This window comes from Maribacter ulvicola (assembly GCF_900155985.1).
Taxonomy (GTDB): domain Bacteria; phylum Bacteroidota; class Bacteroidia; order Flavobacteriales; family Flavobacteriaceae; genus Maribacter; species Maribacter ulvicola.
On record NZ_FTMA01000001.1, the window covers coordinates 26,555 to 39,348 of the forward strand.

At 35.1% G+C, this 12,794-nt stretch carries 13 protein-coding genes; 5 read left to right on the forward strand and 8 right to left on the reverse strand.

Annotation, left to right across the window (positions count from 1 at the left end):
* Positions 1–5: 5 nt before the first annotated feature.
* From BW936_RS00125 to argH, 4 genes are all read left to right on the forward strand, one after another.
* The gene (locus tag BW936_RS00125; RefSeq protein WP_076546304.1) at positions 6–758 is read left to right on the forward strand and encodes an SDR family NAD(P)-dependent oxidoreductase; all 753 of its coding nucleotides are present in this window, start codon (positions 6–8) and stop codon (positions 756–758) included.
* 1 nt (position 759) lies between these two features.
* Positions 760–1,539, forward strand: coding sequence for an acetylglutamate kinase (gene argB / locus BW936_RS00130; protein ID WP_076547917.1), 780 nt, complete (start codon positions 760–762; stop codon positions 1,537–1,539).
* Between the two features lies 1 nt (position 1,540).
* Entirely contained in the window at positions 1,541–2,614 is a 1,074-nt protein-coding gene (locus BW936_RS00135; protein ID WP_076546305.1) for a M20 family metallo-hydrolase, read from the forward strand.
* Positions 2,615–2,676: 62 nt separating this feature from the next.
* Positions 2,677–3,957, forward strand: coding sequence for an argininosuccinate lyase (gene argH / locus BW936_RS00140; RefSeq protein WP_076546306.1), 1,281 nt, complete (start codon positions 2,677–2,679; stop codon positions 3,955–3,957).
* On the opposite strand, the gene BW936_RS00145 is transcribed toward argH, so the two are convergent.
* From BW936_RS00145 to BW936_RS00165, 5 genes are all read right to left on the reverse strand, one after another.
* Positions 3,950–4,834, reverse strand: a complete 885-nt coding sequence (locus BW936_RS00145; RefSeq protein WP_076546307.1) for a YihY/virulence factor BrkB family protein — start codon at positions 4,832–4,834, stop codon at positions 3,950–3,952. The two genes, argH and BW936_RS00145, sit on opposite strands and share 8 nt — an antisense overlap.
* A gap of 836 nt (positions 4,835–5,670) precedes the next feature.
* Entirely contained in the window at positions 5,671–6,513 is an 843-nt protein-coding gene (locus tag BW936_RS00150; protein ID WP_076546308.1) for a pseudouridine synthase, read from the reverse strand.
* 75 nt (positions 6,514–6,588) lie between these two features.
* A complete protein-coding gene (locus BW936_RS00155) occupies positions 6,589–7,494 on the reverse strand; it encodes a geranylgeranylglycerol-phosphate geranylgeranyltransferase (protein ID WP_076546309.1) in 906 nt (301 codons plus the stop codon).
* Between the two features lie 13 nt (positions 7,495–7,507).
* Entirely contained in the window at positions 7,508–8,446 is a 939-nt protein-coding gene (locus tag BW936_RS00160) for a mevalonate kinase family protein (RefSeq protein WP_076546310.1), read from the reverse strand.
* 145 nt (positions 8,447–8,591) lie between these two features.
* Positions 8,592–9,674: a diphosphomevalonate decarboxylase gene (locus BW936_RS00165; RefSeq protein WP_076546311.1), complete on the reverse strand. Its 1,083-nt coding sequence runs from the start codon at positions 9,672–9,674 to the stop codon at positions 8,592–8,594.
* An 81-nt stretch (positions 9,675–9,755) separates the two neighbouring features.
* On the opposite strand from BW936_RS00165, the gene BW936_RS00170 reads away from it, so the two are divergent.
* Complete coding sequence (locus BW936_RS00170; protein ID WP_076546312.1) at positions 9,756–10,229, forward strand: TspO/MBR family protein; 474 nt, start codon at positions 9,756–9,758, stop codon at positions 10,227–10,229.
* On the opposite strand, the gene BW936_RS00175 is transcribed toward BW936_RS00170, so the two are convergent.
* Genes BW936_RS00175 through BW936_RS00185 form a run of 3 tightly spaced genes read right to left on the reverse strand, consistent with a single transcriptional unit; the run spans position 10,226 to position 12,793 of the window.
* On the reverse strand, positions 10,226–10,765 hold the full coding sequence (locus tag BW936_RS00175) for a DUF1697 domain-containing protein (RefSeq protein ID WP_076546313.1): 540 nt from the start codon (positions 10,763–10,765) through the stop codon (positions 10,226–10,228). The genes BW936_RS00170 and BW936_RS00175 overlap by 4 nt on opposite strands.
* Position 10,766: 1 nt before the next feature.
* Positions 10,767–12,047, reverse strand: coding sequence for a BaiN/RdsA family NAD(P)/FAD-dependent oxidoreductase (locus BW936_RS00180; RefSeq protein WP_076546314.1), 1,281 nt, complete (start codon positions 12,045–12,047; stop codon positions 10,767–10,769).
* Entirely contained in the window at positions 12,047–12,793 is a 747-nt protein-coding gene (locus BW936_RS00185) for a glycerophosphodiester phosphodiesterase (RefSeq protein WP_076546315.1), read from the reverse strand. Before BW936_RS00185 ends, BW936_RS00180 begins: the two co-directional genes overlap by 1 nt.
* Position 12,794 lies beyond the last annotated feature (1 nt).

A 12,794-nucleotide genomic window follows, 5' to 3' on the forward strand; every position in this document is an offset into this window, starting at 1 on the left:
TAGAAGTGCAAAAACTTGAGAATAAAGTAGCCATAATTACAGGTGCAACAAGTGGTATGGGCAAAGCCATTGCCATTAATTTTGTAGCCAATGGCGCAAAGGTTATTCTCTCTGGTCGTGATACCACCAGAGGTAACGCGTTAGTTACGGAACTAGGTGATAATAGTATATTTATAGCCGGTGACATAAGAAGTGCCTCGTATAATGAACTACTAGTGCGCAAAGCAATTGAGCACTTTGACAAGCTAGATATTCTTTCCCTAAATGCCGGTATACTAGGTATTGGCAGTATTACTGATTTACCAGAAGATTTATGGAAAAGTACATTGGACACAAATTTGTCCTCTATTTTCTATTTATCTAAATATGCGATACCCGAGCTTCAGAAAAATGAAGATGCCTCTATATTAATCAATGCTTCGATTGCCGCTTATAAAAGTTTTCCAAATCATCCGGCATATTGTGCATCCAAGGCAGGTTCGTTAGCCTTAATGCGACAAATGGCAGTAGAATATGCTCCTGAAATTAGAGTCAATGCCATTTGCCCAGGACCAGTGGACACTCCCTTGCTTTGGAATTCTGCAAAAGCATTTAACAACCCAGAAAAAGCTGTAGAAGAGGCTGGAGAAAAAACACTATTAAAAAGATTAGGAACTCCTAAAGACATTGCTAGCCTAGCTCTGTTTTTAGTATCGGAAGATGCTTCATGGATTACCGGAACCGCAATGACCATTGATGGTGGTATATTAAATGTTTAATATGAAAGAAAAATTATCCATTATAAAAATTGGCGGCAATGTCATTGAAGATACAAATGCTTTAGATACATTCCTTACCGCTTTTTCCAAAATTGAAGGCTTAAAAATATTAGTACATGGTGGTGGTAAACTAGCAACACAATTAGCTACCAAACTTGGTATTGAATCTAAAATGATAGATGGCAGACGTATTACCGATGCCGAAACAGTAGATATCATTACCATGGTGTATGGCGGATTGGCAAACAAGAAAATTGTTGCACAACTTCAAGCTAAAAATATAAATGCCATTGGATTAAGCGGTGCAGATGGCAATAGTATACAGGCACATAAACGCCCTGTAAAAGAAATTGATTACGGATTTGTTGGTGATATTGATAGTATAAATTCAGAATTGCTAACAACGCTTCTGTCTACCAATTTAACACCTATATTCTGTGCCTTATCTCACGATGGCGCTGGGCAATTATTAAATACCAATGCAGACACTATTGCCTCTGAAATTGCCATTGGCATGGCATCTACCTATGAAACCACTTTGTATTATTGCTTTGAAAAAAAAGGGGTTTTAATGGATATCGCTGACAACAATAATGTAGTTAAGCACATCAACACTAATACATATAAAACACTTTTATCTGACGGAATAATTGCTGACGGAATGCTACCAAAACTTCATAATTGCTTTCATGCATTGAACAATAGTGTTGCAAAAGTATGCTTGGGCGATGTTACCATGCTCGATAAAAAAACAGAACTGTTCACTACAATACAACTTTAAGATGACCCAAACAGAACTTACAAAAAGTGCCATAGCCTTATTAAAAGAACTCATTTCAATAGAGTCCTTTTCTAAAGAAGAAGATAAAACCGCTGATGCCATACAAGCCTGGCTGGCAAAATATAACATACCGACCAAAAGGGACGGTAATAATGTTATCGCGAAGAATAAATTTTGGGACGATGCTAAACCTACCTTATTATTAAACTCGCACCACGATACGGTAAAACCAAATTCTGCATATACCAAAGACCCTTTTCATCCACACGTGGAAGATGGTAAATTATTTGGATTAGGAAGTAATGATGCTGGTGGACCATTGGTATCACTGCTTGCTACCTTTGTTCACTATTATAATGCTGAAGATAATAATCATAATATTTTAATGGTGGCATCAGCTGAAGAAGAAAATGCCGGTGAAAATAGTTTACGCGGATTATTACCAAGACTTCCGCATATAGATGTTGCCATTGTAGGCGAGCCCACACTTATGTTGCTCGCTATTGCAGAAAAAGGATTGGTTGTTTTTGATGCGGTTGTTAAAGGTACTCCCTCTCACGCTGCACACCCTAATGATAATAATTCCATTTATAATACTATTCAGGTTTTAGAATGGTTCAAGAATTATACCTTTGAAAAAACTTCTGACGCATTAGGCGATGTCAAAATGACCGTTACTCAAATTAGTGCAGGAACGCAACACAATGTAGTACCGGCACAAGTAGATTTGGTAGTAGATGTTCGTGTTAATGACTGCTATAGTAATAAAGAAATTGCAGATTTACTGAAGAAGGATGCGCCATGCGAATTAAAGGAACGATCTTTACGTTTAAATTCATCGAAAATAGATAAAGACCATCCGTTGGTAAAATCCGGTATTGCCTTGGGCAGAACCACATATGGCTCTCCTACACTATCAGATCAAGCGGCATTAAGCTGCCAATCATTGAAATTAGGACCAGGAGACAGCACACGCTCCCACTCCGCCAACGAGTTTATCTATGTTCATGAAATTGAAGAAGGCATAGATTTGTATATTAAACTATTAAAAGGCTTCCTTTCAATTAACAATTAACAATAACCAATTACCAATAAGCATTGTTCATTACTTAATTGATAATTGATAACTGACAACATATGAAACTCTGGGATAAAGGATTTAGCACTGATAAAAAAATTGACCATTTCACGGTTGGTAATGATAGGGAATTGGATCTGCATTTGGCAAAATATGATGTAATAGCATCTAAAGCACATGCCAAAATGCTAGGTGAAATTGGTTTAATAACTCCTAAAGAAACCAAAGAACTGGTTAATGAGTTGAACAATATTGGGGCGCGTATAGAAAAAGGAACTTTTTCTATCGAAAATTCTTTTGAAGACATGCATTCTAAAATTGAATACATGCTGACCTTAAGCTTAGGTGATACGGGTAAAAAAATACATACGGCACGTTCAAGAAACGACCAAGTTCTTGTAGCAATGCATTTATATTTAAAGGATGAATTGACCGAGATCAAGTCCATGACAAAATCACTTTTCAACCTCTTAATTCTTAAAGCACAGGAGCATAAAGATGTATTACTACCAGGTTATACGCATTTACAAATTGCCATGCCATCTTCATTTGGGTTATGGTTTTCCGCCTATGCCGAGAGTTTAATAGATGACTTATACTTTATAGAAGCTGCATATAAAGTTGCAGATCAAAACCCTTTAGGAAGTGCAGCAGGTTATGGAAGTTCATTTGCAATTGACCGTAGATTTACAACGAAAGAAATGGGCTTTAGTACACTAAAATACAATGTGGTCGCCGCACAAATGAGTAGAGGAAAAGCAGAAAAAGCAACTGCCTTTGGTATTGCTAATATTGCCGCTACCCTTTCTAAAATGGCCATGGATATCTGCCTGTACATGAGTCAGAATTTTGATTTTATCTCATTCCCAGATGAGTTGACCACAGGTTCTAGCATTATGCCACATAAGAAAAACCCTGATGTGTTTGAGTTGGTTCGTGGTAAGTGCAACAAGCTACAGTCTATTCCTAATCAATTGACTTTAGTGATCAATAATTTGCCAAGTGGATATCACCGAGATTTACAATTAGTGAAAGAAATTATTGTACCTGCAATTCAGGATATGAAAGCTTGTTTAGAGATTTTAACTTTTAGCCTAAAAGAAATTAAGGTCAACAAAAACATTCTAGATGATCCAAAGTATGATTATCTATTCAGTGTAGACACCTTAAATGAATTGGTACAAAATGGAATGCCTTTTAGAGATGCCTATAAAAAAATGGGTATGGAAATTAACGAAGGTACGTTTACACCAAAAAGAGATATTCACCACTCTCATGAAGGTAGCTTAGGTAATTTATGTTTGAAGGAAATTAACGATAAGATGAAAAAGCTTAACTAATCTTCACATACTTATCCGAATAAATCTTGGTAAACTGCGCCCCAAAGGTGACAATTAAGCTAGAATAGGACACCCAAAGCATTACTAAAATAATACTCCCGGCCGCGCCATACGTTGAGCCGGGCTCTGCCTTACCAAAATAGAAAGCTAAAGCATATTTACCAATTAAAAATAGTAGTGCAGTAAGTGCTGCGCCAACCTTAACCGCTTTCCAGCGTACATGGGTACTAGGTAAATACTTAAACATAGCCCCAAATAACAAGTAAATAAATCCTAGGGATAATAGTAGATCCAATACAAAACTAAGTTCTAACATTCCTTCTGGCAATAAGCTAGAAAGTTGGGTTGAGAATGCAGACAATAATGAGGTCAACACAAAACTTACCAATAACAAAAAACCTAATATTAAAATAAATCCGAAGCCTTTTAAACGCATAAATAATGTTGAAAGAAACTCATTTGAGTATTTCGGTTTTGCCTCCCAAACATCGTTCAATGCATTTTGTAATTGATAAAACACCCCTGTTGCACCATAAATTAGCACTCCTACTCCTAATAATGTAGCCACCAAAGAAGTTTGTTCATTCCCCTGATTTTTAATAATATCTTGGATAGATTGTGCTGTATCCGGACCCATTGCTGATGAAATTTCAGCATACAATTCTCCCTGAACAATCTCTTTTCCCCATATACCACCAACCAACTCTAAAATTAAAATCAACAAACCAGGTAAGGAAAGGATAGCATAGTAAGCAATTACAGCACTAATTTGAAATGGCTCTTTATCTATCCATATATTAAAGGTTTTTCCCAATAATTTAGGTAGATGCGTAAGCTTGAATTTATGATGCTGTTTATTTTCCGTTGTTTTAGTCATACGTACCCGAAATAGATTCGAATAAAATTACCCGTACATCCTTTAACTTAATAGTTCTAAACCTTAAAATACTAGCTCTTTTCTCAAGTTAAGATTGAAATACAATTAAAAATCTCTAAATAAATTGTGTATGAATTCTAAATTCTTCTTTACTGATTTAGAAATTATAAATGAACAAAGCTCTGTTTCTAACATAAAGCGAAACTATTCCATGCAAATAATAAAGGAATACCAGTATTCATAATTTTCTTGAACTTGATTTCTTTGTAAGGGTCAAAAACCGCACTGATCTTCAGATTTTTCTTAACAGTGATTTTTAGACTGATTAAAGTTGAAAATTACGGACCCAACACCACTTAGCTAATCTTAAAAGTCAATGCCAAACTTCATGCCTAAAATGACCCAGAAAGGCTCTATAACGCTCTGCCGTTCGTTGTTAGATCTGCTCAAATAGACTCTGCCACTAGTGGTGTACTTACAACATTGGCATGCCAACTTTTTAAATAATTGAAACAAGAATCTTATGATTCGTTTAACTTTTCTTCCTGCAATGTAACGATTAAAAAGCCCTCTGCTAATTTAGCCTAGGACATTCTAATATGCTACAATTATTCTAATTTGTCTTTATCTAAAGTTCTGGAATTGTTCAGTTCAGCCTATATGCCAAACAAAATATTTTTCTATTACTTCATCTATCCTACACTAGTAGCATGTTTAAGGTTTTTGAAAGATTTGCTTGTTATGACAACACGCATTGTAAATCCCCGTATTCTTAAACTTCATGTGCTGAAATACCTTCTTGTTCTACAGTTTTGAAAGTAGCCAGAAACAATATATTACTTGATCATCTTAAGATTTATAACCTCTTGATCTGTTAAATACCTCCAGTGCCCCCTTGGTAAATCTTTTTTAGTAAGACCACCATAAACAACCCTATCCATTTTTTGGATCTTGTACCCTAAACTTTCAAAAATACGTTCAACAATCTTATTTCTAGAACTATATATTTCAATACCGACTTCTCTTTTTGGAGCATCAGCTATAAAACTTACATCTTGTACACGAACTGCCTTTTCATCAATGACTACACCTTCTTGTATCTTCTTGAGATCAGCACTTCTTAATTCTTGATCTAAAACCAAATGATAGATCTTACGCATACCGTTTATAGGGCTTTTCAAAACCTTGGTCATGCTACCGTCATTGGTAAATAATAGCAAACCTGTATGCTCTTTTTCTAATTTATCTACTGGTAATAATTTTGACTTGGATGCACTAGATATTAATCCGGAAACATGTCTTTTACCCCGTTCATCTCTTATCGTCGTCACAAAATCTTTGGGCTTGTTCAGCAATACATACTCTCTCTTGACAGGATTTAATAATTGACCATCGAATTTAACCTCATCGCTCAATTTTACCTTATAACCCATTTCTGTAATTGGCTTTCCATTTACAGTTACATTACCGGCAGCAATGTATATATCTGCATCTCTACGAGAACATACTCCAGAGTTGGCAACATATTTATTTAATCTAATAGAATTTGGATCTTGGGGTTTGGCGGGCGTCACATTTTTCTTAATGGGCGCATTACCACGAGCATAGCTCTTCTTCTTGAAATTACCACCTTGCCTACCTGAAGCATTTTTTCCTCTACTAGAATCATCCCTACTCATAACTGTACTAATTTTGTGCAAAGGTAGCAAATTGCATTGCGCTTCAAATAGTTATATGTAACATATTACGAACAACTATAATATTCTGTTTAAAACCAGGTGCACGTCTATAAGAAGAATACTAAAAACACCCATTACTATGATCAGTTTAAGAATATTATGAAGCCAAACATAATCTTTTCGGACATTTGCCTTAAAAAGTAGCACTATAAACAAGACCATTAATAATATGGAAAGCATAAAATAATAGTTCATGTAGCCTACATCAAACTTAAAAATCAACAATAATGAGGGCACAAGGGTCAAAAAAACCAATAAACTAATAATAAGTTTAGAAGTTTGTGCACCATATAGTATTGGGATAGTCCTATAATTTTGAGCTAAATCTCCAGAGATATTCTCCAAATCCTTGATCATTTCACGTGCAAGTATTAACAGGAACAGAAATACCGCATGAACAAATATGACCGTCTGAATATTCTTGTAGTATATAAATACTACAAAAAACGGTGTAATGGCCAATGTAGCAGAAATGAAATTGCCTAAGAATGGAATTTTCTTCAGTTTATGTGAATAGATCCAAATACCGAAAATATAAGATGAGAAAAAGAAAACTGCTTTAAAAGAAACATAGCTTGCAACGACTACTGCTAAAAAATTAAGCACAAAATAGGTCGTTAACTTAAACCGTTGACTTACCAAACGATCTAACATACTTTTTCGTGGTTTATTAATAAGATCTTTCTCTGCGTCGTAGAAATTATTAATAATATAACCTCCGGCAATAACCAAAGCAGATGCCAACACAATAACAAAAAGACTAATATCAAATACTACTTTACGCACCGGAAGCTCTGGCGCAAGGATATAAATAGACGCTAGATATTGAGCTAGAGCGATAACTAAAATATTATACCCTCTAACCACGGAAAACAGACTCAGCACTTTTAAAAGTAAGAGTTTATTTCTTCTACTAAGCATTTATGAAAATTACCTAAAAATTATAGACTACTTCTAGTTTATAGTCTTTTAACGCAGTTTTAGCTTTTTCAAAATCTTCTGTAAAACCTAAAATATAACCACCTCCACCTGAGCCACAAAGCTTTAGATAGTAATCATTAGTATCTATTCCGTTTTTCCATAAGGCATGGAATTTTGCAGGAATCATAGGTTTAAAATTATCTAAAACAACGTGTGATAGTTGTTTTAAATTGCCAAACAAAGATTGAATATTACCATTTACAAAATCTTCTACACAAGCGTCTGTATGCTTTATGAATTGATTTTTCAGCATTTTACGGAACCCGTCATTTTTCATTTGTTCCATGAAAATCTGAACCATAGGTGCAGTTTCTCCAATAATACCACTATCTAATAAAAATACAGCTCCTTTACCTTCTGCATTTTGAGAAGGAATACTGGTAGATTCAATACTGTCTTTTGAATTTATAAGAATAGGAAGACTTAAATAGCTATTTAAAGGGTCTAAACCAGATGATTTACCGTGAAAAAACGATTCCATTTTACCGAATATCGTTTTAAGTTTTAATAGTTTTTCTCTGGTTAAATTCTCAAGGACCGTTATTTTATCTTGTGCATATTTATCATAAATAGCCGCAACTAAAGCACCACTACTACCTACACCATACCCTTGCGGTATAGAACTATCAAAATACATACCCTCTGAAACGTCTGCTTTTAAAAGGTCTAAGTCAAAAGAAACCAAGCTTGGTTCTTTTGTGGTAAGCTCTTCTAGGTAAATGGCAAATGACCCTAGACTTTCATTAGATTTTGTCGCCTCTTTAGAAACGCTGGCATTAGATTTCAAAGCTCCCTTATAAAAATTATAGGGTATTGATAATCCTTTGGAATCTTTGATGATACCATACTCTCCGAAGAGAAGAATTTTTGAATAAAAAAGAGGTCCTTTCATTTTAAAAACTAAGCTAACATTGAAACTTATATAAATATAGTCAAAGATCTACATAAAGTTGAACGTTTAACCCTAAAAGGTTAAACAAATTACATAAATCACTCCTTTATAAACGTTTATTATAAAGAAATAGTACCTAAATCACCTACAACTTCTTAGCACCCAGACCAATTCGATCACAAATATACTGCCCATTTTGACAAAAAGGAACCAACTTCTCTTTTATAAATGGAAAAACGACATCTTTTTCATTTTCAGGGTATAACACATGTACATTGGCTCCTGCATCTAAAGTAAAGCAAACATGAGTTTTAGATGCCTCCCTAAATTTCCATATCTCATTGATAATAGAAAGCGTATTTGGCTTCATTAATATAAAATACGGATTGCTTGTCATCATCATAGCATGCAATGTAAGCGCCTCACTTTCAATTACACGAATAAAAGCATCTAAATCACCTTCTAATAAAACCGATTTCAACTTCTCTAAATTGTTATGTGCCTGATCAAATCTTTGAGTTGCGAACGGGTGCCCGTACATTAACTCATGACCAACCGTACTACTCACCTGCTTTTCTCCCTTATCTACTAATAATATGGTATCATGAAAATTATTGAATACATTATGTACTGCATAAGGATATTTGATCCCGAACAGGTTAGAACTTCCTTCAATAGAATTGGTTTCTCCCCATTGCACTAAAGGTCCTTCAATACTGCGACAAGCACTACCTGAACCCAAGCGGGCTAAAAACGAGGCTTTTCTTTTGAAATCTTCATCAGAAACAAACTCTGAGAATGACCTTTCCATCTGCATAAAACACAATGCCAAAGCAGACATACCACTCGCTGATGATGCTATACCACTACTATGCGGAAAAGAATTTGATGTATTTATAACAAAATGATACTCTTTTAGAAACGGGAGATAAGTCTCTATCCTTTTTAGAAATGTACTTATTTTTGGCTTGAACTCTTCCTTTGCCTCGCCTTCAAACAAAAGATCAAATGAAAACTCATTACTTTTTTGATTCCTTTTTTTATACTGAACACTGGTTTTAGTAACACATGCCGCCAAAGTAAAACTAATAGATGGGTTTGCAGGAATCTGATTCTCCCTCTTTCCCCAATACTTTACCAAGGCAATATTACTGGGCGAAGCATACGATACCGTACCTTCTTCTTTCAATGTGGTATATGCTTCTGGAATAAAATCTTTTTCTGACATTGAATTTTCAATTTGTGCAAATATAGTTTTTAGGGCAATCAATTAAAATAAATCCTTATTTTAGGGTTAAACACCTAGCAATTGAAAAGAAAGCTTACATATATAATTATTGGTATTTTCATATGCTCTACCATAGGATTTTTAAGCAGTGTAGTTACTCAAAACTCAGTAAATGATTGGTATTTGACATTGCACAAGCCAAATTTTAATCCCCCAAACTGGATTTTTGCCCCTGTTTGGACCGTATTATATATTTTGATGGGTGTTTCTGTTGGTTGGGTGTGGGCTAAAGGTTTTCATCATAAATGGGTAAAAACCGGATTGTATCATTTTGGGCTTCAGCTGCTTTTAAATGCACTTTGGAGTATTATTTTTTTTGGACTCAAACAACCCTTCTTCGCACTGCTAATTATAATTACTCTAGTAATAGTGCTTTCATTGACCATTAAGTGGTTTAAGGTAGTTAGCAAATTTGCTGCTTACTTATTAATCCCTTATTTAATTTGGGTGTGCTTTGCCACAGTTTTAAATTTCAAAATTTGGGAGTTGAATTAACTCCCCATTTCTAACAATTTATTCAGTGTCCTATAATTTCTGGTAGTTGCCAAAACCTTTAGCTTTCGCTCAATGAGGTTATTGTTCAATTTTGCTTTACCATACCCAATAGTACACTTTAAGTATATACAATTGTCTGAAACCGAAAACTCTTCATTTTCAAAAGATTCGGTTTTAAAGGTATTCAGCATCTCGGTATTAGGAAGGTGAGCAATTAGAACAAAATAGAGCTGCTTTCTAATGGTTTCATCACTTGTTGCAAACGGATTACCATGTAATACCTCAGCCACTTGATCAATAGTTTTTATAAGTACAGGTATCTGAAAACCAAATTGCTTTAAAATAGCCTTAGACAATAATTCTTCTAATTTGGAAGTATTGTGAACTGCGCTTTTAAAAACTATATTACCGCTTTGAATGTATGTTTCAGCATCTTTCAGATGTATACTTTCACATAATTCTCGCAGTTCAGCCATTGGAATTTTATTTTTTCCGCTGACATTTATCCCTCTTAAGAATGCAATGTATGTTAGCATTTTAATACGTGTTTGCGTTCAACTCGTCTACCACTCCGTTGGCAGCAATATAACCACCTGTCCAGGCATTTTGAAAATTGAATCCGCCCGTTATGGCATCTACATTTATAATCTCACCTGCAAAATACAGGTTAGGTAGCATTTTGCTTTGGTAAGTTTTAAAGTTGATTTCTTTTAAATCTACACCACCGGCAGTTACAAACTCCTCTTTAAAAGTACTTTTTCCATTTACTTGAAAAATACCCGCAGTTAATTGCTCTGCCAAAGATGTTAATTGTGGTTTTGATACTTCTGGCCATGTTATTGTATCATCTATACCAGCTGCTTTTACCAAATTTGCCCATAAACGTTTTGGAATATCCAACACCTTGGTTCTTAGAACAGTTTTCTTTTCAACTTGCTTTACCTTTAAAAACAACTCCAATAATCCGTTTTGGTGATAATCCGGAACCCAATTCACTTGAATTTTAAATTGATAGTTATAGGCTTCTAGGCTTCTTGCTCCCCATGCAGAGAGCTTTAAAATAGCTGGTCCGCTCATTCCCCAATGCGTAACCAACAGTGGCCCTTCCGAAAACAAACCCGAAACATCTGATTTTGTTTTTGAAGATTTTTTACCAAAATTCTTTTTCGGTATTACCTTTACCTCGGCATGTGTAGCTACACCCGGTATTTCAGAAATACGCTCATCTTTTATATTGAACGTAAATAAGGATGGTACTGGCGAAACAATGGTATGTCCTAGTTCTTCAATATATTTCCACATTTTAGGATTGCTTCCAGTGGCCAAAATGAGTTTTTTGCAGTACATAAAACTCTCGCCTACGGCAACCTTCCACTTTTTTATTCCTTCTTCATCAATTTGCTCAATTCCCGCTACAGCACAAAGTGTCTTTATCTGAATTCCCAATCTATCTGCCTCTGAAATAAAACAATCTATTATGGTCTGAGAAGAATTACTAACAGGGAACATTCTGCCATCTTCCTCTATTTTTAAAGCAACACCACGTTCTTCAAAAAAACCCACGGTATCACCACTTGCATAGGTATGAAATGGACCTAAAAGTTCTTTTTCTCCTCTTGGATAGTTCTTGCTTAAATCTGCAGGGTTAAATTCTGCGTGGGTAACATTACAACGTCCTCCTCCAGATATTTTTACCTTGTTAAGCACATCTTTTCCTCGTTCTAAAATTGCAATCTTTGTGTTTGGTCTCTTCTCTGCTATATGTATTGCGGCATAGAAACCCGCTGCACCGCCACCAATTACTAAAACGTCATACATTAGTTTACCCGTTCAGGAAAGTTTGTAATAATACCATCTACAGAAATACGTTTCATAGCTTCTATATCTGCAGGTTCATTAACCGTCCATGTATATATTTTAAATCCCGCATCTTTAATCGCATTTGCCTTCTCTACATCTAGGTTTTTAAAATACGGATTAATGGCTACGGCATTCAATTCTTTGGCTACAGGTATAGCATCAACAGGATTTTTATCTGTTAACACTGCAATAGCCACATTTGGGTTATGCTTGCGCATTTCCTTAAGCTCGTCCCAATTAAAGCTAGAAATGATAAAGTTTTCTGGTGACCAGTTTCTTTGTTCGATATAGTAATTCATGATATGATTTACCTTATCTGCTGTTCCGGCACCTTTCAACTCTATGTTTAGGGCTACTTTATTATCAATTAATTTTAAGACATCTTGTAGCATCGGTATTTTATGACCACCTTCAACAATGACCTTCATTAAATCAACTATGTAATAACCTTCAATATTACCGGGTGCATTGGTTAATCTATCAAGTGTATCATCATGGAAAACAACAATCTCACCACTCTTAATTTTAAAAACATCGACCTCTATCATATCTACACCAAGATCCATTGCCTTCTGTATAGACGGCAAGGTGTTTTCAGTTTCATGCCCCATAGCTCCTCTATGACCAATTACTAAGGGTTCTTCTTTCATATGACAAGATGCTAGGGTGAGACAAATAATGACTAAGGTAATTCTGCTAAACATA